At 56.7% G+C, this 21692-nt stretch carries 21 protein-coding genes; 5 read left to right on the forward strand and 16 right to left on the reverse strand.

Annotated features, from left to right (window positions below; all coding sequences use genetic code 11):
* Positions 1-35 precede the first annotated feature (35 nt).
* Positions 36-1319, forward strand: coding sequence for a T9SS type A sorting domain-containing protein (locus tag ACAW74_RS04000; protein WP_370696899.1), 1284 nt, complete (start codon positions 36-38; stop codon positions 1317-1319).
* On the opposite strand, the gene ACAW74_RS04005 is transcribed toward ACAW74_RS04000, so the two are convergent.
* The 3 genes from ACAW74_RS04005 to ffh form a co-directional block, all read right to left on the reverse strand.
* The gene (locus ACAW74_RS04005; RefSeq protein WP_370696900.1) at positions 1320-2768 is read right to left on the reverse strand and encodes a S41 family peptidase; all 1449 of its coding nucleotides are present in this window, start codon (positions 2766-2768) and stop codon (positions 1320-1322) included.
* Positions 2769-2917: 149 nt separating this feature from the next.
* Entirely contained in the window at positions 2918-3367 is a 450-nt protein-coding gene (locus ACAW74_RS04010; RefSeq protein ID WP_370696901.1) for a hypothetical protein, read from the reverse strand.
* 75 nt (positions 3368-3442) lie between these two features.
* Complete coding sequence (gene ffh / locus ACAW74_RS04015) at positions 3443-4762, reverse strand: signal recognition particle protein (protein WP_370696902.1); 1320 nt, start codon at positions 4760-4762, stop codon at positions 3443-3445.
* A gap of 219 nt (positions 4763-4981) precedes the next feature.
* Between ffh and ACAW74_RS04020 the strand changes: the two genes are divergently transcribed.
* Positions 4982-5290 (forward strand): hypothetical protein, encoded by a 309-nt coding sequence (locus tag ACAW74_RS04020; RefSeq protein WP_370696903.1) that lies wholly within the window; start codon positions 4982-4984, stop codon positions 5288-5290.
* An 86-nt stretch (positions 5291-5376) separates the two neighbouring features.
* On the opposite strand, the gene ACAW74_RS04025 is transcribed toward ACAW74_RS04020, so the two are convergent.
* From ACAW74_RS04025 to ACAW74_RS04035, 3 genes are all read right to left on the reverse strand, one after another.
* Positions 5377-7095, reverse strand: coding sequence for a S41 family peptidase (locus tag ACAW74_RS04025; protein ID WP_370696904.1), 1719 nt, complete (start codon positions 7093-7095; stop codon positions 5377-5379).
* Between the two features lie 256 nt (positions 7096-7351).
* Positions 7352-9337: an acetoacetate--CoA ligase gene (locus ACAW74_RS04030; protein ID WP_370696905.1), complete on the reverse strand. Its 1986-nt coding sequence runs from the start codon at positions 9335-9337 to the stop codon at positions 7352-7354.
* Positions 9338-9458: 121 nt separating this feature from the next.
* Complete coding sequence (locus tag ACAW74_RS04035) at positions 9459-10031, reverse strand: YcxB family protein (RefSeq protein ID WP_370696906.1); 573 nt, start codon at positions 10029-10031, stop codon at positions 9459-9461.
* Between the two features lie 136 nt (positions 10032-10167).
* Between ACAW74_RS04035 and ACAW74_RS04040 the strand changes: the two genes are divergently transcribed.
* Positions 10168-12084, forward strand: coding sequence for an ATP-binding protein (locus tag ACAW74_RS04040; RefSeq protein ID WP_370696907.1), 1917 nt, complete (start codon positions 10168-10170; stop codon positions 12082-12084).
* Between the two features lie 6 nt (positions 12085-12090).
* On the opposite strand, the gene ACAW74_RS04045 is transcribed toward ACAW74_RS04040, so the two are convergent.
* Complete coding sequence (locus ACAW74_RS04045; protein WP_370696908.1) at positions 12091-12996, reverse strand: alpha/beta fold hydrolase; 906 nt, start codon at positions 12994-12996, stop codon at positions 12091-12093.
* Between the two features lie 25 nt (positions 12997-13021).
* Complete coding sequence (locus ACAW74_RS04050) at positions 13022-13183, reverse strand: hypothetical protein (protein ID WP_370696909.1); 162 nt, start codon at positions 13181-13183, stop codon at positions 13022-13024.
* Between ACAW74_RS04050 and ACAW74_RS04055 the strand changes: the two genes are divergently transcribed.
* Both ACAW74_RS04055 and ACAW74_RS04060 read left to right on the forward strand, forming a co-directional pair.
* Positions 13182-13349 carry a hypothetical protein gene (locus ACAW74_RS04055; protein WP_370696910.1) on the forward strand — a complete coding sequence of 56 codons (168 nt, stop codon included), beginning with the start codon at positions 13182-13184 and terminating at the stop codon, positions 13347-13349. The two genes, ACAW74_RS04050 and ACAW74_RS04055, sit on opposite strands and share 2 nt — an antisense overlap.
* Positions 13350-14042, forward strand: coding sequence for an HAD family hydrolase (locus tag ACAW74_RS04060; protein WP_370696911.1), 693 nt, complete (start codon positions 13350-13352; stop codon positions 14040-14042).
* Positions 14043-14148: 106 nt separating this feature from the next.
* On the opposite strand, the gene ACAW74_RS04065 is transcribed toward ACAW74_RS04060, so the two are convergent.
* The 8 genes from ACAW74_RS04065 to ACAW74_RS04100 form a co-directional block, all read right to left on the reverse strand.
* Entirely contained in the window at positions 14149-15183 is a 1035-nt protein-coding gene (locus tag ACAW74_RS04065; protein ID WP_370696912.1) for a hemin-degrading factor, read from the reverse strand.
* A 15-nt stretch (positions 15184-15198) separates the two neighbouring features.
* On the reverse strand, positions 15199-15996 hold the full coding sequence (locus ACAW74_RS04070) for a heme ABC transporter ATP-binding protein (RefSeq protein WP_370696913.1): 798 nt from the start codon (positions 15994-15996) through the stop codon (positions 15199-15201).
* 3 nt (positions 15997-15999) lie between these two features.
* Positions 16000-17088, reverse strand: a complete 1089-nt coding sequence (locus ACAW74_RS04075) for a FecCD family ABC transporter permease (protein ID WP_370696914.1) — start codon at positions 17086-17088, stop codon at positions 16000-16002.
* 2 nt (positions 17089-17090) lie between these two features.
* Positions 17091-17951, reverse strand: a complete 861-nt coding sequence (locus tag ACAW74_RS04080) for a heme/hemin ABC transporter substrate-binding protein (RefSeq protein WP_370696915.1) — start codon at positions 17949-17951, stop codon at positions 17091-17093.
* A gap of 25 nt (positions 17952-17976) precedes the next feature.
* Positions 17977-18327, reverse strand: a complete 351-nt coding sequence (locus ACAW74_RS04085; RefSeq protein ID WP_370696916.1) for a hypothetical protein — start codon at positions 18325-18327, stop codon at positions 17977-17979.
* Positions 18328-18336: 9 nt separating this feature from the next.
* Positions 18337-18678, reverse strand: a complete 342-nt coding sequence (locus tag ACAW74_RS04090) for a DUF6686 family protein (protein WP_370696917.1) — start codon at positions 18676-18678, stop codon at positions 18337-18339.
* Positions 18679-18807: 129 nt separating this feature from the next.
* On the reverse strand, positions 18808-19443 hold the full coding sequence (locus ACAW74_RS04095) for an HmuY family protein (protein WP_370696918.1): 636 nt from the start codon (positions 19441-19443) through the stop codon (positions 18808-18810).
* Positions 19444-19461: 18 nt separating this feature from the next.
* A complete protein-coding gene (locus ACAW74_RS04100) occupies positions 19462-21555 on the reverse strand; it encodes a TonB-dependent receptor plug domain-containing protein (protein WP_370696919.1) in 2094 nt (697 codons plus the stop codon).
* Between the last annotated feature and the right edge of the window lie 137 nt (positions 21556-21692).

Raw genomic sequence — 21692 nt, forward strand, 5'->3', positions numbered from 1 at the left:
AGTAGTTTGGTGACACGTAAATCCACCGTCACACCATGAAACTACTGCTTTTTTGTGCCCTGTTGGTCGCAATGACCAATGGCGTGTTTGGTCAGTCGGTCCTGTTCCAACAGGATTTCAACGCAGGGGGCACCCCTGCCAACTACGTCAGCAGCACACCCAACACCCACCAGTTCAACGGTATCAATGGCCCCAACGGAGCGGTCTCTATCGTAAACGGAGCCCTCCAGTTTGATCGGCTGGTCAGCGGCACGACCGGGCATTTTTCGCGCACCACCGATTTTTCACCCGCACCGACTTCGCTTTATATCCAGTTCGATTTTGAGGTAGTCTCAACAACCACCGTAGCCGGTAATAGCGCGCTCTTATTCTACCTGGGAACGGCATTCAGCAACGGCGTAGGAAACCCTTCTAATGCCGAAACGTATGCCCGCTTTGGCATCAGCTTCACCGGGGCGGGTCAGGCCTTTGCCGTGCGGAACATTCCCAGCGGGGGCGGCGGGGGTAACTCGGCAACCTTTACAGGCAAACAACAGATTACGTTTGTACTGAACAATACCGGTTTTCCCATTACGTACCTGCAACCGGGCGGCGGTAGCAAACAACTGCTCAACGACCAGTACGACCTTTGGGTTGGCGGGAACCGCGTATTCAGCGATCAACCTGTGTTGACGCCAACACAGACAATGACCGACTTCAAGCTGCGCATCGACGATGATGTTTACGCCGCTGTTTTCCAGTTCGATAACTTCCTGATCCGCGACATCAGCGGCTCATTACCACTCTCGCTCACCCAGTTTTGGGGCGAAGCTCAGCACGACAAGATCCAATTGATCTGGCAAACGGCCAGCGCAGCGAATGGCAGTTTGTTTGCTGTCGAGCGCCGCACCGAATCGGGCGAGTTTGCGGAGTTGGGTACGTTGCCAGCCACCGACGTACCCAGCCAGCAACGTACCTACTCGTTCACCGACGCCCACCCCCGGCCCGGCCTCAACTATTACCGCCTGCGCCAGATCGGACCAGACAACACCGTTACTTGGAGCCGACCGATCGAGGTGCGGTACGAGCCGAATCAGCCTATGCTCACGCTGCTGGGCAATCCCACCAGTTCCGAGCGCATTCAGGTACGTACCCAGGGACTGGATGACCCCATGTACCGGCTAACTAACCTCGCGGGCCAACGAATCGACTGCCAGCAACAGCAAACGCCCGACGGCGAGGTGACGCTGTTACCGCAACATCCTCTGCCATCGGGCGTTTATCTGCTCACCGCCAGCAGCGCTACGCACTACCTCACGCGGCGACTGGTTATTCGCTAACTACCGGATCGGTTTGGTGATGAACATGTTGTTCGCACCGGGTTTGAAATCATCCGACGACCCTACCGTCAGGTCGGGGCTCGCGGCCTGCCGACCGCCCGTAAGACCGTTCATATGGTTGATTGCCGTAGCCAGCAGCGGGTCGCGGAGGTCGCCCAGCGGCACCAGTGCACCATACGGTTCGTTCACAGCTACCGTAGGCGTAAAGCCCGTCCAATAATCCGATTCATTATTCTTGTTGAACGAACGGAATATGATAGGCTGCATTCCCCATTTGTTCTCAGTATTCGTTTTATCACTGATCGTGATCGAGCCCACATTTTTGCCGTAGGATGTCGACCCAATGGTATTGACCGTCATGTAGGGGCGTAGTCCATTGATAATCAACTCGCTGGCTGAAGCGGTGCGGCGCGTGGTAATCACATACACCCGGTTGAGTTGACTGCCAATGTTATTGGCCTGAGGGGTGAAGTACTGGTTAAGCGATTCCAGTCCATTGCCCTCTTTCTTAAGTTGCGCTGTCAGTGTCGGGTTCACTTCCTGGCGGTAGTACAGCGCATTGGATTGTCCGTTAATGCCTTTTGCAATCAGGCTGGCCAACTCGATGGATGAGCTAACGTACCCACCGCCGTTGTAGCGCAAGTCGAGAATCAATTCGTTCACCCCCTGCGTCTTGAATTTGCCGAATACCGCTTTGAACTGATTGTCGTAAGTAGCTATCGATGAGCCATTAGGGCCTGGCACAAACTGATTATAGAGCAGATAGCCGATCTTACGATTCCCGACGGTATAGACCGAATCCTTGAGTATTGGATTCTCCTGAAACACAATCGGCGTCACAGTTTTGGTGGTAGTCGTGCGCGTGACGGCGCCGTTCTGTATGGCCGCAAATCCGTATGTCTGAGGCACACTCTCGTCGGCAAAAGCCTTGTTCAACGTAGCCTGATCGGTCGTCAGCACGACACCGTTGACCGAATAAAACAGGTCATTACGCTTGATACCCGCCAAATCGGCCGGTGAGCCGGGCAGCACATAGGTTACCACGCCCACCACGTCGGTCGATCCTTGCGCGGTCAGAATCAGCGTAAAATCCATGCCCGTTGTTTTGGATTCACCATTCAGCGAAGCCGTCAGCTCGGCAGCACTTTCCTGAATCCAGGAAAACCGGTCACCCTGCGGGTTCGTTGTAGCGTTGTACGTATTGAGGAGCGACGCAAAGAAGTCAGCGGGTGCTAACGTCAGGTTGGGGCTTGCCGGAATCTTGTCGTTCCAGTAATACGCATCCCGCATGTTGGTCAGAATCCAGTTATTGATATAACTGGTGCTGGCGGTACTGGTCGTCCCGGTCGGGTTAACCTCGACTGGGTCTTTTTTGCATGAACTTAGGAGAGCCGTAGTAGCCAATGCCACCACAGCTAGCGCGTGACTTGAACGCGTTTTACAGAGCATAAGTGTTTGTTGTATAGAGGTATTAGTAAAACGCAAAAAGCCCGCTCAACGTGGCAACGAGCGGGCTAAAAATAAATTAAAAGATGGTAGCTTACTAAAACCTATAAGGTTTGAAACGGGGACGCCTAGTCCTTATAGGTTTTCTGGTTTTACTCTTTTTTCCTGAACTGCCAGGCGAAGCCCAGGTACGTATAAAAAATGCCCGACTTGAAATTGGCCGCAGCCGAAGGAGAGATTTCAAACGCAACGCGCAGATTAGGCAGGCTTTCGACCGGAGCGGCCCGTACCCCCACGTGCAGCGAGTAATTTTCCAGCACCTTATCGCCATTGACGGCATTCAACGCGTTGATCCGGATACCGGGGCCTACGTAATAATTGACCCGTTCGGTGCGCTTCACATTGACCATCGGGCAAAACGTCGTGCTGAGCTGCTCAAAAATAGAGTTGGTTTGCAGGCGGGCGTCGAGCCAAACGAGGTTGTTGGGGTTGGTACTTACTGTAAACAGGCCGAAGCTGTTGAACGGATAATAAGCTACCGAAGCCTGAGCAAACACCGTGACCGGCAGGGCAAGCAAGGCAAACAGGAAGAGTTGTTTCATGTAGTATAGAAGGTGGAAGAGGTAGATGACAACTGATGGCGCTGTTGATGCGCCATCAGTTGTCATACATTCCCTTTATTTCATCATTTTCGCCAGCTTGCCCGACGCCTGCATCTGGTTCATTTTCTTCATCATCTTACGCATCTCGTCGAATTGCTTCAACAGGTTGGTTACCTGCTGCTCCGACGTACCTGAGCCCAGCGCGATACGGCGTTTTCGGCTCTTGTCAATAATGTCGGGGCGTTCGCGCTCCTTCGGCGTCATCGAGCTGATGATGGCTTCGATGGGGGCAAACGAAGCATTGTCCAGATCGAGGTCTTTCACCATCTTGCCCATGCCGGGGATCATACCGAGCAGGTCTTTGATGTTCCCCATCTTCTTGATCTGCTGCAACTGGCTCAGGAAGTCGTTGAAATCGAACTGGTTCTTGCGCATCTTGGCGTTGATGCGGCGGGCTTCGTCGTCGTCAAACGCCTGCTGTGCCCGTTCAACCAGGGAGATCACGTCGCCCATGCCCAGAATCCGGCTGGCCATCCGATCGGGGTAGAACACGTCGAGGGCTTCCATTTTCTCGCCCGTGCTCATAAACTTGATCGGCTTGCTCACCACCGCCCGGATCGAGAGCGCCGCCCCACCGCGGGCATCCCCGTCGAGCTTGGTCAGTACCACGCCATCGAAATCGAGGCGGTCGTTGAAGGTCTTGGCCGTGTTGACGGCGTCTTGCCCTGTCATCGAGTCAACGACGAACAGCGTTTCCGAGGGGTTGATGGCTTTTTTGACCTGCTCAATTTCCTGCATCATCGCCTCGTCGACAGCCAAACGACCAGCCGTATCGACGATCACAATTTTCTTGTTGGTCTTTTTTGCGTGGCTAATGGCGTTCTGCGCGATCTGCACGGCATTTTTGTTGTCTGGCTCGCTGTAGACTTCAACGCCCACCTGCTCACCCAGCACTTTCAGCTGATCGATGGCCGCCGGACGGTAAATGTCGCAGGCTACCAGCAGCACGTTACGGCCCTGTTTCTTGATGTAACTGGCCAACTTACCCGAGAATGTGGTCTTACCCGAGCCCTGTAGGCCAGCAATCAGCACCACCGCCGGATCGCCCTTGAGGTTGATTGGCTGGGCTTCGCCGCCCATCAGGTCGGTCAGTTCTTCCTGCACAATCTTGACAAACAGTTGCCCCGGTTCTACGGCAATCAGGACCTTGCGATCGAGGGCTTTTTCCTTCACCCGATCCGTCACGTCTTTGGCTACTTTATAGTTAACGTCGGCGTCGGTGAGGGCGCGGCGCACCTCTTTCACGGTAGCGGCCACGTTGATTTCGGTAATACGCCCCTGCCCTTTCAGGGTTTTAAAGGCTTTATCTAATTTACTCTGTAGGTTCTCGAACATGATGTTGTAAACGAATGGGGCAAAGATAACAGATTCACAGGGCCTAACGGATATACTGAGCTACACCGATTCGGCTGAAGAAAGGCTATCTACTCGGTAGACAAAATAATATTTTAAATTTTCCACAATTTAGATGCAAAAGCATCGTGTAATAATTATATCTTGCTCAAATGTTCGTAAGAACGCCTGACCAACTACCTTGTGACTCTGTATCCTTCTATGAGAATTTTCTGGATTTCGACGGCAACCACGGCCAGCCTCTTCGTGGTAACGCTCACAACGACGCCGACCTTAGCCGCTGCCAATCAATCGGTTGATCGAGGTGTAGCCACCAGTACTAAGCCCGCGTCGGCAACAAAAGCCAAACCTGCCGATTCGAAGCCCAGCTCAACGAAACCCGTCTCAACAACAGGAGTCACGACCACAACGGCGTCAGCAAAGAAAGATCGTCCCGGCAAACGTTTCTGGGGTCGCATCATGGATCACTTCCGGGACATTCATTCAGCCGAGAAAAAGCCGAAGCAATGAATAGTGTATAGTGTAAAATGAATAATGGGCTGGCGCAGGAAAAAGACGCGCCAGCCCATTATTCATTTTACACTATACACTATTCATTATTTCTTCGACACGCCGTTTGAGCCGAACTCTAGTTGGCGAGCCCGATCGAAGAGGGTCAACGCCTTCACATAGGTGTTATCGCTTTGGTTGGCGATGCGGTAGAACTCGTTGTTCTGTCCGCCTTTGTTGTTTCGCTGATACACGTAGCGGGCAATCAGGGCTTTCACCTGTGTGCGGATGTAATCTTTCGACCGGTTGAACTCCGCCGCGTTGAACTTCACGCCTTCGGCGCTTGCGTCGGCAGTGAGCTGTTCCAGTTGCGCGTCGGTCAGGTTAACAGCTTTGTCGAACTCGGCAAACGGCAGCTTTTCCAGTTGTTTGCGGTTGGCATTTGCGTAGGTCAGCGCGTATTCACGGATGATGTTCTTGGCGTATAATTGACCCAGGTAAGCCGTCTGCCAGCTCGAGTCGCGGGGAACGAAGTAGTCGGGCGTGATGCCACCACCACCGTATACCGTCCGTCCCTTATCGGTTTTAAACACCTTTTTGGGGTCGTTTTTGATGCTGTCGGCGATGTAATATTCACCCCGTTTTGAGCGCAGGTCGAGTTCTTTTTCGTAGTCACCCTCCTGCCCAGGTACGTAGGGTTTCTGGATGCTGCGGCCCGTAGGCGTATAATAGCGCGAGATCGTCAGCCGAAGTTCGGACCCATCGGAAAGCTGCACGGGCATCTGCACCAGCCCTTTCCCAAACGACCGCCGCCCCACAATGTAGCCCCGGTCGTGGTCCTGCAATGCGCCCGCCACAATTTCCGAAGCCGACGCGCTGCCTTCGTCGATCAGCACAATCAGGGCGCCATCTTCAAATTGTCCAGGCAGTTTGGCGTGGTATTTCCGGTCGTAGCGGTCTTCTTTCCCGTCGGTATACACCAGCAGTTTGTTGCCTTCGATAAACTCGTCGGCCATGTTGGTCGCGCGGTCGAGGTAGCCACCGGGGTTGTTGCGTAGGTCGAGCACCAATTGCTTCATGCCCTGCTGTTTCAGGCTGGCAAGGGCATTTTTGAACTCTTCGTAGGCTGAATCCGAAAACCGGTTGACTTTCAGATAACCCGTCTTCGCGTCGACCATATAAGCCGCGTCGACGGCGTAGGTTGGAATCCGATCGCGGGTGAGCGTGACCACGCGGGGCTGCTGCCCTTTCGACAGGATCGTCAACCTCACTTCGGTGCCGCGTTTGCCGCGCATGGCTTTAAACACCGCCGTGTTGTCGATGGCCTTGCCCGTCAGTTTCGTCTCGTCGACTTGCAGAATTTTATCGCCACTCTGGATACCCGCCGTTTCGGAAGGGCCACCGGCCAGCGGCGTCACCACATAGACGGTATCTTTATATATATTGAATTCAACACCGATCCCATCAAAGCCGCCTTCCAGCTGCGACCGGGCCGCTACGGCATCGGTAGGGTTCAGGTAGGCCGTATGGGGGTCCAGTTTTTCAAGCATTTTACTAATCGAAAAATCAACCAGATCGTCGGTATTCACCGAGTCAACGTAGTTGTTTTCAATCAGTTGCAAAATTTCTTTGTATTTAGAATACCCCTTACCGATGTTGTTCAGGTTTTTGGTACCGCCAAAAAACGATGCCCCGATTAGCACGCCCCCCGCCAGCGTCAGGCCGAGCAGCATGGGTAGTCGAACGATCGTGCGGTCGTTTTGTATGGGCTTCTTATCGGGCATGTGCTCCGGTCCGCCGTGGCTAGATGGGTCTTCGTTTCTCATCGTTGAGGTAATCAGATTGCTGTCTTACCTGCGTAACACTAAAATGACTGAATAATGTTTTCTATATCAAGCGAAAAGCCAATCAATTCGCAGGGATGACTGGTCTGGCCGGCAAGTATCACCGCGCCTACAGTTGACGTGCCAGTGCCTTTCCCAAGACGCCCTTGTTTGGGCGGTGTATTGGCAGATAGGAAACTGACCAATATACACCCCAAACAAGGGCGTCAACACAAGCCGTTTCGTTGCATGAAAGCTACTACGAGACCTGATAGGTCTGTCCTTCAAAGGCCGTAAGCGCGCCGGGGTTCCGCATGGTGTCGGGGCTGGCAACACGGTCGGCCTGCTGCCCCATCAGAATTTTCTTCACGGGCGTTTCCATTTTCTTACCGCTGATGGTGTACGGAATGTCGGCCACCTGATAAATGCTGTCAGGTACGTGCCGGGGGCTATACTGGGTACGTAGCGCCTGCCGAATCCGCTGCCGCAACTCGTCAGTGAGGGTATAGCCGTCACGTAGCACCACAAACAGCGGCATCTGGTAGTGGCCGCCCTCCCGTTCAATACCGACCACGAGGCTGTCGGCGATTTCGGGCAGGTTTTCGACGGCACTGTAAATTTCGGCGGTACCGATGCGCACGCCATCGCGGTTGAGCGTGGCGTCGGAGCGTCCGTAGATAATGACGCTGCCCCGGTCGGTGATTTTGATAAAGTCGCCATGCCGCCAGATGTCGGGATTTTGCTCGAAATAACTGGCCTGATAGCGTTCATGGCCGGGGTCGTTCCAGAAATAAATCGGCATGGAGGGCATCGGTTCGAGAATCATCATCTCGCCGAGGGCTTCGCGCACGGGTTCGCCCTGCTCGTCGAACGCTTCTACTTTGCAGCCCAGCAGCCGACACTGAATTTCGCCCGCTACCACGGGCAGCAGGGGATTACCGCCCACAAAACCGCTGCACACGTCGGTGCCCCCACTGAACGAGATGAGCCAGACATCGGGGCGAACGGCTTCGTAGATCCAGCGGAAGCCTTCAGGTGGCAAGGGCGAGCCGGTCGAGCCGATGCTGCGCAATGACCGCAGGCCAACCGATCGTCCGTTTTGCACACCACCCGGTTTGAGACCCGCCCGCATGCAAGCGAGGTAAAAGGCCGCGCCACCGCCAAAGTGATTGATCTGCGCCTGCTCGGCGAGTTGCCAGAGCCGATGGAGATCGGGGTAGCCGGGCGAGCCTTCGTAGATTACCAACGTGGCTCCCAGCAGCAGCGACGCCAATGAGAAATTCCACATCATCCAGCCGGTGGTCGAATACCAGAAATACCGCTCGCCCAGGTGCACATCCTGGTGCAGGGCCAGCGTTTTGAGGTGTTCGAGCAGGCAGCCGCCTACGCTGTGCGTGATGGCTTTGGGCTTCCCCGTAGTTCCCGACGAAAATAGCACCCACATGGGCGCATCGAACGGCACGGGCGTGAAGGTTAGCTCGGGATGAGGCGTATCGAGCACGTCGGCCCAGACCGTTGTGCCAGTAGGAGCCGGGGCGCCGGGGTTCAGGAAAGGCACCCAGGCGATGCTTTTCAGCGTGGGCAGGCCCTGTTGCATCAGCGCCAGCTCAGGCGTTTTGTCGATGGGTTTACCGTTGTAGGTATAGCCGTCGGCCATCAGCAAGACGGTCGGTTCGATCTGTCGGAAGCGATCGAGTACGCTGGCCGTGCCGAAATCAGGCGAGCAACTAGCCCAGACGGCCCCCAGCGACTGCGTCGCCAGAAAGCCCACGACGGCCTCAGGTACGTTGGGGAGCAGCGCCACCACACGGTCGCCGATGCCCACCCCCTGCCGACGCAACCATTCGGCCAGCGCGGCCACCTGCTGCGTCAGTTCGGGCCACGACAGCCCGCGCAGGCGATGTTGTTCGGATGCATACAGCAACGCCGGGTGCTGGTTGTTGGCGTTGCGAAAAATGTGTTCGGCGTAACTGACGGTAGCGCCGGGGAACCATTGCGTGCCAATCATGCCGTGCCGGGGCCGGTCGATCACCTCGCGGTAGGGCGTGTGAAATTGCACATCGAAATACTCAACGATGGTTTCCCAGAAATCGTCGATGTTGGTTACCGACCAGTTCCAGAGGTCGTCGTAATGGCGGAGGTAGAGGCCCTGCTTAACAAAGAGGTAGTCGATGAAGTGTTTCAACCGCGATTGGTTCTGAAACCGACCATCGGGTGTCCAGAGCGGTTGGGCGGGTTGGGTCATACTAAACTGGTTTGACGTTTGGCGTCTATCGTTTGAGGTTGTTCTGGTTCGACCAACTACATCAAACAGCAGACATCAAACGTCAAACGGTGTATCCCCCCCTGTTCGCGTACCCTTTTTTTTATTTGGTCTCGTCGGGCAGCAGGCCTTTGCGTTTCAGCAGCATCTCCACAAACCGCTGATCGCTCTCGCTGTTGAAGATCGAGAACGGCAGATACAGGAACTGCGCCCGCCCCATCTGGTTGGCTACGTACTTCATTAGCGGGTTCAGTTGCCCTATGGCAGCGGGGTCGCCGCCCGTACCGAGTTGCAGCACATAGGCTTCCTTATCTTTCACCGCCGCTTTGATCATATCCCACTTGATCATACCGCCTTCTTTGGCGTTCAGCTTCATCAGAATGTGGCGGCTGTCGATTTCATACATGTATTTGTCGAACATCGGCTTGAACTGCTCCGACTGCGATACGCCCGTAAACTGCACCGCCCAAAACAGCACATACAGCACGGTGAGTAAAATCACGACGACATAAATCCAGAAATTCGGGTAGATGCCCGTCAAGTTTAGGATGGCATTGATGAGGATGAGGGCCAGCGGTATTCCGCTCCACAGCCAGTTGTCGCGAATCCAGCGACGGAACGCCAGGCTGATGTATGTCTTTTGGTCTAAGGCGTACTTTTTAGTTTTAATGGTCATACCCGTAAAAAATGAAAAGGCAAAGATAGGGTTTGTAACTTAGGGAATGAGCGATTCTACCAGAACGCTTCATAGGTCCGTTTCAAGTCCTATCTTTACAGGTAAGCCTACGTCTTGTTCCTCTCCGTTCCTCTTCATGACAACCTCAACGTCTTCGTCGATTTCTGACGACGCACGGCAACTCCTCGATAAAGCGATTACGGCCATTGCTGCCCTGGAAGCTGTCCGTGACGAATCAGGTCAGATCATCGATTTTCGGTACACGATCGTCAACCAACAAGTTGAACTCTGGTCGGGCCTCAGCGCCAGCCAGATCGAAGGCCAACGGCTACTGACACTCTTCCCCGGCACTAAACGAAGCGGTGTGTTTGACCGTTGGGTGCGGGTGGTGGAAACTGGCGAACCCATGCGGTTTCAGGAACACTATCAGGACGGAGACACCGATGTCTGGTACGACACACAGGCCGTTCGGCAGGGCGATGGCCTGATCGAATCCTTCAGCGACATTACTTCACTGAAAACGGCCGAGCTGTCTCAGCAGCGGTATACCGAGCAACTCCAGCAGTTGATAGACACCCTACCGTCTATGCTGGCCATTTCGGAGGCCGTGCGCGACAACGAGGGTCAGGTGGTTGATTTTCGGGTGCTGAGCGCCAATCAGGCAGCGTTGGCCCTGTTCAACCGGACGCCCGATGAGGTTATCAATAAACTTGTCTCGGACGTATTTCCCTACGATAAGCACAATGGGGTATTTGCAGGTTATGTACATACGGTAACCACCGGCGAACCTCAGCAACTGGAAGTGCCGATCAATACGCCGAAAGGCCGTGAGTGGTTCGACATTCGTATCAAACTGCTGTCGCCCGAACGCCTGTCGGTATCGGCTTTAAACATCACCCAGCTTAAAGAAGCGCAGTTGGTCAACCAACATCAGGCCGACACGCTCTGGCAGGTGATGAACACGGCCCCTACGGCTATTGTGCAGCACGATGCCATCCGCGACGAGCAGGGCAACATCATCGATTTCAGGATGTCGATGATCAACCAACTCGCCGCCGACTGGCTGGGAGGTAGCCCCGACACCTACAAAAATACACCGTTATCGGCCCGGTTTCCGGGTGTGCAACAGACGAGCGTATTCAGTCGTTATTGCCAGGTTATCGAAACGGGCAAGCCTACCCGCTTCGAACGGCTGATCGACGGCATCTGGTACGATTTCTCGGTGGCTAAGTCAGGCGATGGGTGTCTGGTTGTCGTATTCGATGTCACGCAGAATCATCAGCAACGGCAGGAGCTAGCCGCGGCTAACACGGAGCTGATCCGTTCCAACGATAACCTGGCGCAGTTTGCCTACGTAGCCTCCCACGATTTGCAGGAACCCCTGCGCAAAATCCAGTCGTTTGGCGATGTCCTGAACACGCAATTTGGCCATCAGCTCAGTCATGACGGCCTCGACCTGCTCCTGCGAATGCAGGCCGCTGCCAATCGCATGTCGCTTCTGATCAGAGACTTGCTTGATTATTCGCGCATTTCGACGCACAAGGATTCGTTTGATCAGCTGTCGCTGGATAAACTTCTTCAGGAAGCCCTCGATGATCTCTATGTCGTCATTCAGGAAACCAGGGCAACCGTAGAAGCCCATCCGCTGCCAACCGTAACGGGCGATCATCGGCAACTTAAACAGTTGTTGCAGAACCTGCTCTCCAACGCGATCAAGTTCCATAAACCCGATCAGCCCCCGCATATCGTGATCAAAGCGCGGCGGGTTCCGCGCGCCAAACTACCCCACAACGCGACAGTCACCTCACAGGCAACTCATTTTCAGCAGATCACGATTCAGGATAATGGCATTGGCTTCGACAGCAAATTTGCCGACCGCATTTTTCAGGTGTTTCAGCGTCTGCACGGGCGGAGTCAGTACCCCGGCACGGGCGTTGGGCTGGCCATCTGCCGGAAAGTAGCTGAAAACCACGGCGGAACCATCGCTGTTGATAGCGAACTAAATAAAGGAAGCACGTTCCGACTATACCTGCCGGAGTCAACGGCGGCCTGATCGGTTCTACGGGTGGCGAGTCAACGAGATCGACGCCTGTGGCGCGGGCGGCAGGATGTCGAGCAGAATATCGGCGATGTAATCGCGCTTGTTCACCACAATATCGTGGCGGCTTTCGGGCAGAATAAATTCTTTGAAGCGGGCGTTGCGCAGTTGCTTTTTGGCAAAGGCGACGTTGGTTGGGTACACCAGATTGTCGCGTAGCCCGTGCAACATGGTGATACCCGCCGTAATGCGCGGCCAATCGGGCAGAATAGCTTCCAGCGCCTTGCGATGGGCCAGTTTTTCGTCGTTGGCCAGGCGTAGCAGGGGTGGCGTCAGTGACTTGATCGGCTCTTTGTCGACCAGGTAACTGATGTCGTAGGTACGTTCGAGGCCCGGCCCCAGCGCCGACGACACAAACACGACCTGATCGATCACGCCGGGGTTGTTCATGGCCAGCCGCGCCGACACCGATCCGCCATAAGACGATCCCACGATAATCAGATACGACGACGATTTATAGCGGTCGATGAGCGGTTGCAGCAATTCGGCCTGCCGCACCACCGACGGCTCGACCCGCCCAAAATCCGAATAGCCGTAGCCGGGCCGGTCAACGGCCACTAGCTGTGCCCGGTCGAGCAGGGTCGTATCTTTGAAAAATTCGTTGAAAAACGAGAGCGAGCTGGGCGCGCCGTGCACAAACACCACCGTGGGTTTACCCGGCAGGTGAGGCGTTTCCATATACCGGATGGTGCGGTCGGCAATCTGGTAATGATGGACTGTGGGTTGAATGCGTTGTCCGGCAAATTCGGCACGCAGTTCTTCATCGGTCTGGCGGAAGTCGAACACCCAGGCCAGTGCGACCAGCACCAGCGCCAGCGCGACAACTCCGGTTACACTCCAGCCAAGAATTCGGGTAACTCGTTTCATAAAGCAATTACGGGTGGTACCTCCTTTATAAACTAAAATCGAGCCAGTAGCGATTGGTGATCGCCGCGCTAGGCACCGTTTGCTTAGCCAACGGGCCAACCAGCAGGCTCGACTTATCAAACCAAGCCGTTGCGAGGTAGTTTAGTTCGTGATAAACAATCGGAATAAACCCGTACACAACGCACATGGAGAATCAACCCAACGAGGCCAGCCAAGAGCTACCCAACCTATCGAAACTAGCCAACCCCGACGAATCGGCTCTGGGTATGGACGAAAACCCGGAGGAAGAAAAGCCCGCCGGTGCCGCCGAGCTGATGACACCCGACAACGCCCCCGGCCCCGACGACAACTAGATGCCACCCCGTTTTATCAACCAGTTCGACGTCCTGCTCTTCGATCTGATGGACACGCTGATGTTTGGCGGAAATCGCTTTTCAGCCGACGAAGACTATGCGCAAACCTACCGACAACTCGGCGGTACGTACCTGAGCGATCGGGTGGTGCAACAGGTCATTCACGACACCTGGTGCCGCATGAGCGACCACTATGGCGACCCGGCTTATTACGACAATTTTCGGCCCGCCGACCAGTACATTGCCGAAACGCTGACGGCGATGAGCCTGCCACAAACCGAACTGACGCGGCTGCACGATGTGTTTGCCCGGCATGAATTGGGGCACGTACCCGATAGCCATTGCCAGGCGCTGCGCCAGCTTGCCCAGACGCACCGGCTGGGACTGGTGAGCAACCTGTGGTCGGGAAAGGCGCTGTTCGTGGAGGCTTTCGCGCAGTGCGGTATTCACGATTTGTTTGAGTACCTCGTCTTTTCGTCGGACCACAGCAGCATCAAACCCGCCCCTACACTCTTCCAGCTCATGCTGGGTACGTTGGGGGTAGCCCCGCATCAGGCGTTGTTCATCGGCGACAGCGTCGAGCGCGATATGGTTGGTGCGGCGGGTCTGGGCATGCAGGCCGTGCTGGTGGGCCCACCAAACCCGGCGTACTCAGGCCTACAGGTACGTGACGTGAGTCGGTTGGTAGCGTAGCGGTATGCTAACTGCCTCCCCTTATCAGTCAAGCAAAAAGCGTCTATTCCTACGTCGGAATAGACGCTTTTTGCTTGATTATCAACAATGTAAAACCGGCAAACGATCAGGCGGGTTGCGCCAGGGTGTCGTTCACGACCGCGCGCCAGCTTTCCAGCTCAGGTTTACCCGGTTTACGCTCGCCGAAAACCAGCGCCAGATTTTGGCCGTCTTTGTCGAAGAGCTCAAGCGCCGTGACGACGCCATCGGCCGTGGGCTTTTTCGTAAGCCAAACCTGATCAACCAGGGTTTCGTTGAGGTGCAGGTTGAACGTCGGGTCGAGCACATTGTACCACGGCCCCATCTGAACCAGCTTCATCACCGGACCGGTGTGAATCTGAATACAACCGGGATTCGACACAAATACCATGATGGGTACCGCCCGCCCGGCGGCCGTAGCAAACACCTGTTTCAGCACATCCATGGATAGTAATTGTGCGTGGCCTTCGGGAGCGAGCCGTAGCCCCTGTAGCCGCCCGACGCCGTATTGACGCAGCAGCCCAAAAAATTCGTGCGTGTCCTGCATGGCCAGCCAGCTTGCCTGAAAACCAGTCACGTCGATGTCGGCATCGGGCTGATCGACCGTTTTTTCGGCCGGTGCTTCCACAAGCAGACTATCCGACTGATCGTCGGCCCGAAATGCAGCAACGAGGGTTTCGTAGGCCTGTAGATCGGACTGTTCGGTGAGGTAAATTTTATGGATCGCCCCGCCCTGTGCGTTGAAGAATTGCAGGCACCGCCGCTCATTTTCGTTGACGGCAAAGCCCCATCGCCAGCCTTGCATGAACAGCCGGAGGTCGATGTCGGGGCCCAGCACCAGCCCTACGTGGTTGGTAAACGATACCTTTTCGTAGACGCCTTTGCGTTCGTGTACCAGCGCGTCGTTGCGGGTCAGCGCCATCACGTACCCCAGCGTGGTAACCTGTTTGAGCAGCTCGCGAAAGTCGCCCGAGAGCCGGACTACGGTTTCGCCTACGCCCGTAACGAGCAGTTCGGCTTCAGATACACCGAGTTGGTTGGCGGCATCGCGGATGCGTGTCTTTGGGTTTTGCTGGCGAAAATCAGCCCAGCGGTCTTTAAGCGAAAGTGTGTCGGTCGTCATTATGTCGGAAGCAGATTAATGGCTAAAAGTTGACTGAAAGTTGGGAATAGGAACAATCAGTGGGCACTGATGGCAGGGATTGTCGAGCAGTTGAACCGGCAGGCCAAATACCCGCTCGATCAGGGGTTCGGTGAGTACTTCACGCGGCGTACCGTAGGCCTCCCGCCGGCCTGCTTTGAGCATGAGGAGCTGATCGGCATACTGGGCGGCGATGTTCAGGTCGTGCAGCACCGCGATTACCGCGTAGCCCCGGCGGGCCATTTGCCGGGCCACGTCGAGCAGTTGATGCTGATGCAGCAGGTCGAGCCCGGTGGTGGGTTCGTCGAGCAACAACAGGCCGTTGGGTACGTCCCAGACCTGCGCCAGCACCCGCGCCAGTTGCACGCGCTGCTGCTCGCCCCCCGAGAGCGTAGGCACAATGCGGTGGCTGAACGCCCGCATCCCCACGATGTCGAGCGCGGCCTCGGCAATGGCGTGATCGGCGGCGGTGGGGTGCGCGCCATAGTGTGGCGAGCGCCCCATCAACACCAGTTCACCCACCTGAAACGGAAACGTCAGCGGATTTTGCTGGTGCAACATTCCCCGAAACCGGGCCAGCTGGGCGCTGGTGTAGGTTCGTAACGACGTACCCAGCACATCGATGGTGCCAGCATCCGGGTTCATTTCGCGGGCGCAGAGCTTGAGCAGCGTCGATTTACCCGCACCGTTTGGCCCGACGATCGCCAGTAATTCGCCCGACCGAACGCCAAACGACACATCGTTCACGAGCAGTCGGGGACCAATTTTGTAGGACAGGTGGTTGGCTTGTAGCATGGCTTAGGTTGTTGACCGTTCGTTGATGAGCATCCAGAGAAAAACGGGCGTACCCAGCAGGGCCGTCAGAATACCGATGGGCAATTCGGCGGGGGCCACGATGGTCCGGGCGAGCGCATCGGCAGCCGTCAGCACCAGGGCGCCGCCCAGCGCCGAGCCAGTCAGCACGCGTCGATGATCAGACCCGGCCACCAGCCGGATCAGGTGCGGAATGACCAGCCCGATGAACCCGATGATGCCCGCCACCGCCACCGACGTACCTACGGCCAGCGTTGCCAGCACGATAACCCGGCGTTTCAGGCCAGTGATGTGTACGCCCAACATCGCCGCCTGACTTTCGCCCAGGGCCAACAGGTTGAGTGACTTAGCCAGTCGGGGCAGGCCCAGCAGCACGACGATCGTGAATGGCAGGATGGTCAGTACGGTAGTCCAGGTGGCACCACCCAGGCTACCCAGCGCCCAGAATGTGATGGTACGTAGCTGCTCGTCGGTGGCCAGGTACGTTAGCAGGCCCGTCAGGGCGCCGGCCAGCGCGTTGATAGCAATACCCGCCAGCAGCATGGTCGTTACCACCGACCGCCCCGCCACCCGCGCCAGCCGATATACCAGCAGGGTGGTCCCGCAGGCACCGCCAAACGCCACCAGCGACAGCGCGTAGAAACCCAGCAGGCCACTCAGCTTCTGAAACAGCGTCACCTTCAGCACGATCATCCCAACCGCCGCCAACGATGCGCCCGACGAAATCCCGATCAGGCCGGGATCAGCCAGGGGGTTACGAAACAGCCCCTGCATGGCGGCGCCCGCCACGGCCAGCCCGGCCCCGATGAGCAGCCCCAGGCACACGCGCGGCAACCGGATACCAGTGAGAATCACCGTTTTCGTTTCATCGACGGCGTCCGTCAGCCCCAGCGCATGCCCGAGGATGGCCAGCACCTCGGCGGGCGAAATGGCAACGGCACCCACCCCAACCGATAGCAGGCAGGTCAGGCACAGCCCAACGGCCAGCGCGGGCATCAGCCAGGGCCGGTGGAGCGTCACCACGGGGTCAGCCGGGCGGCTTCGCGGCGGGGCGGCGAGCGTGTTTACGTCCATACCTACAGGGTGCCGCCGGGAGCGATTTTGCGGGCCAGTTCGCCAATCGCTTTGCCCAGCCGGGGCGTAAAGCCGGTTAGCAAATGGCCGTCCATCGTCACGAAGCGTTTATTTTTACCCGCGTCGGTTTGCGCAATGCCAGGTACGTTCAGCAGGCCGGCGGGTCCACCCAGGCTTTCCAGCCCACTATCGAACAACAAAATCACGTCGGGGTTAGCCCCCACCAACGCTTCAGCCGTCAGGGGTTTGAAATCGTCGAACTGGTTGGTAGCGTTCTGGCCACCCGCCAACTCGATCATCTTCTCGACGGGTGTGCCACGCCCCGCCACGAACATCGTACCGGCACCACGGGCATAGATAAACAGCACCTTTGGCCGACCAGGCGCTTTCTTCACACCGGCGACCTCGGTGTCTACCTGCCGGACCAGGCTCCGCGCCTTGCTGGGTACGCGGCAGGTCGTGGCGATGTCGGTGATCAGTTTTTTGGTACCCTCGACCGTAAATTCCTGTTTGAAGCTGACGACTTCCACGCCCGCCGAACGCAGTTGGTCGAGCATGTCGGCTTTCGTACCTGCCCTTTCGGTGGTCAGCACGAGCGTGGGTTTCTGCGCCAGCACACCTTCGGCAGAAATGGTGCGGTTGTGGCCTACTCTGGGCAGTTTTTGCAGGCTTTCCGGGTACGTGCTCGTCACGTCGACGCCTACCAGCCGGGCCTGTAAGCCCAGATCGCAGAGAATTTCGCTCACGGTTCCGTCGAGCGAAACGATGCGGGGTGGCGTTTGCGCGTGGGCAATCCCGGTGAGGGTCAGCAGGCCGAGCAGGCAGTTCAGCACGCCGAACATTCGTTTACGCAAGTAATGCATGATACAGTGTCAGGGAGTTGTGGTATTAATTCGAAGCCAATCGGCCGCGAGTCAGTAAATCCAGATCGAGGCGCAGGCACGCCAGATGCAGACCGCGCAGGAGTTGATCGCGCTCGCCTTCAGTCAGGTGCAGGCCAATCGCCTGAAAGCCCGCCCGCACCATCGTGTCGCGCACGTCGAGCAGCCCAACGAGGTAGCGTTTGGCCGTCGACAAACTATCGAGCCGACGAATCAGCGCGTACAGGTCGGTAAGGTTCAGGGCCATCGAGAACGTTTTGAAATACAACTCGATTTCGCCACAGCAGCGGCATTGGGCCAAGAGCAAACCGGGTTCGTCGACAAGGACGCGGTGCGATGCGGGCGGGTCAGTTTTCATACCAATGGGTTAGTTCAGACGTTGGCTTAGGCTCAGGATTCGCTCGGCTTCCAGCACGGGCGCGGCTTCACTCAGCAGAGCGCACAGGTTCCGCAGGTCTTCGTCGGAAAACAGCAGGAAGTAATTGGGCATGGGCGTGGCCAGCATCAACGATTTACCGTGGGTGGTGCTGACGGGACGCATAGCCAGCCGGTTGTGCATCATCACGGCAAACGCCTCGAACTGATCGAGCGTGAGGCAGAACAACGAGTTCTGAAACGCGACGTTGATGACCCGGCACCCGGCACACAGACCGACGTACCCGAATTCGGTTTCGGCAAACGTTCTAAACGTATGATTATGCTGCATCATAAGCGTGGTTAGGCGGCGGCCCGGTTCGTTGGAAAAGAGTTGGTTAAACGATTTGTGCCTGAGCGGGCGACCAGACCAGCAAACAGCCGGTCGCCACGCCAGGACTTGGGTCAACACCCCGATGGTCGGTTAGTTGAGTTTCGTAGAGCCGTCGGGCTGATAGGCGTATCGGAACGTGTAAAAGCGAGCCCGACTGGTCGATGTGGGGGCCGCGGGGGCGTTTTCGTAATAACTCAGTACCTCCAGTTTGGCGTATTTGCCGTCGCCCGTCCGGATCACCAGCACCCGGCCCGGAATGGGCGTGATGACATTCGTGGCTGAATTGTAATTGTACCAGCCGTTGCCCGATACGGCCGGAATAGCCAGCGACGACGGCGTTTGGTCCTGCGCGAAGGTGGCCGATGTGGGGATGGTGGTCAGTTCATCGAACGTACCTGTGTGTACGTAAGCCCCACCCTGCCCGCTCCGGATAGGGCCGCCGTTGACAATGACGCTCGTTCCCCGAAAGCCTACGTCCCATTTATTGGTGGCCGAATCGCTGTTGGCGACCGTTTTGTTGTCGCGCAGGTTATAGAACGTGTACTTTCCGGTGGTGCCGGTCGGTTGGCCGGTAGTGGGGTTCACGCCCGTTGTGGGGTCGGCGGGAAGGTTGCTCACGGTCTGGGCCTGAACCGGAACAACCGTTGGCGTGGTATCGTCTTTTTTGCAGGCAAACGTGGTGACAAGCAGGGTTGCTGCGAGGAGCAATTGATCCGTAGTTTTCATTGAAATCGATTGAGTTAATTAATTGGTTGTATTGGCTGTACGCGCCCAGTTCCACCGCAGGCTGGCATACCACAGCCGCCCGGCCAGTGAAGGGATATGGGCGGGATCGGTGTATCCCGTCAGGTTATCGACGCCCACCTGAAGGGTAAGGCTGTTGATGGTTTTGGAAGCCGTCAGGTGCCAGGTAACGTACCCAGGTACGTATTCGCTAGCCTCGTCGAGAATGAGGTTGCCGTTCACGTCGGCAAAGCCATACCGGCTCCGATACACGCCCCGCACCGACGCCGCCAGCCCGTGTTTGGGTAGTTCATAAAAGGCTTTCAGATTGGCCATGTGCCGCGACCGATTCAGCAGCCCGCCGTAGTCGGCCAGTTGAACGCGTTCGGTGCGCAGCGTCGTTGGGTTACGCCGAAACAGTTGCCCGTTGCGGATACTCTCGACAACGGCCTTGTCTTTCGCTTCCAGCCACTGATAGCCGCTACTGATCGTTAGTTGCCCCGTGCCCAGCATCAGCCGGTAGCTACCGTCGACTTCGGCCCCTTGCGTAAACACGCGGCTCAGGTTGGTGTAGCTGAACACATTTTGCCCATTCGTTTTGCGAGCAACCACTTGTGTTTCAATCAAATCACGGATATCGTTCCGAAAGAGGTTGATCGATAACCGGAGCGGCCGATCATATTTCTTCTGAAAGTCGGCCACGGCACCCAGGTTAACGGCCACCGAACTTTCGGCCTTGATGCTACCGAAGCGGGCCGGGTCGAGCAGGATGTCGGCGATCTGCCCCTGCTGTTGCAGCCGGGCGATGCCCGCGGCCACTTCCTGCGTGCCGAAGACGCTGTAGCCCGCTACGGCGTTGTCGAAATTGAGATAGAGTTGCCGAAAATCGGGAGCTTTGAAGCCAACACCCGCACTACCCCGCAGCGCCACCGTCTGACTCAGTTCGTACCGGGCCGACAGTTTGGGGCTGAACTGAGCTGCATATTGGCTGTGCGCATCGAAACGCCCGCCGGCAATGAGCGTAAACCGCTGCGTGGGCACCCATTCAAGCTGCGCAAAACCGTAGCGGGTGGTAAACTGCTGCCGACTCGGGTAACGGGTCGCTTCTACGCTCTCGCCAATGAAACCGGCTCCCACCGTCAGGAAATGGCGTTTCCGTAGCGTGTGTTCCGTGACAACCTCGGCCCGGTTGAAAGTTTGCCGGAAATAGCTGTCGTCGTAGGCCTCGCCCGTATCCTGGTACGCCAGCCCGGTGGTGGTCTGATAGCCCGTTCGGTAGTACCGATACGTCAGCTTCCAACTTTCCGACACCTGCTGCGTCAGCGTCGGGTTGATCGTGTATTCACGAACAGTCCCTTCGCCCGCCACTACGCGCAGATCGGTCAGGCCGAAGGCGTTGTTCTGCTGTTCAGCAAAATAACGACCCGACATGCCCAGTTTTAACCGACTCCCGATAGCCGTTGTCAGGCGGCCGCTGACGGTGTGATTAAGAAATGGCGAAACGGTGTTGCCCGCGGTTTCCGGGCTCAGGTCATACCCGCCCGACTGGTAGCGATTGCCAAACAGATAGAGGCCGGTTTTGCCCCATTTCAGCGATGCATCGCCCGTAAGGTCACTCGTTCGGTTGGCCCCATATCGCGCCGAGAGGCTCCCGCTCGTTCGGCCCGGATTGTCGGTGATGATGTTAACAACGCCGGCCAGCGCTTCGGAGCCGTATAGACTCGACGACGGGCCTTTGACGATCTCAATCTGCCGGATGTTGCCGACCGTCAGGCGGCTCAGGTCGAGCGTACCTGCCGTACGCCCCACCAGCGGCTCCCCGTCCACCAGAATCAGGGTATAATCGGGGCCGAATCCCTGCACCTGTAAGCCCTGCCCGTGATCGTTCACGATGGCGAGCCCTGTTTGCTCCCGCAGGATGTCGTTCAGGCGCAGGCTCCCCGACTGCCGAATCTGCGATTGCCCGATCACCGTGACCGGCATAGGCAGCGCGCCCATGCTTCGCTCAGTTCGCGTCGCCGTAACCACCACAGCATCAAGCTGTTTCGCACGGATCGAATCGACCTGTGGCGTGGGTTGCTGGCAAACAGACAAGGCAAGTAAAGTCAGGAACATACGCTGGCGACTGGTTGAGTTCGCTGCAAACGTAGGCCTTGTTTATATTTGATCCAAATAAAAATTCAATCTGTTTAGATTTTTTCTAAATAATTCAACTGAATGGTTCTATCTGCTTCCTTCCCCTTCAGGGCGGC

The sequence above is a fragment of the Fibrella musci genome (assembly GCF_041321105.1).
Classification (GTDB): Bacteria; Bacteroidota; Bacteroidia; order Cytophagales; family Spirosomataceae; genus Fibrella; species Fibrella musci.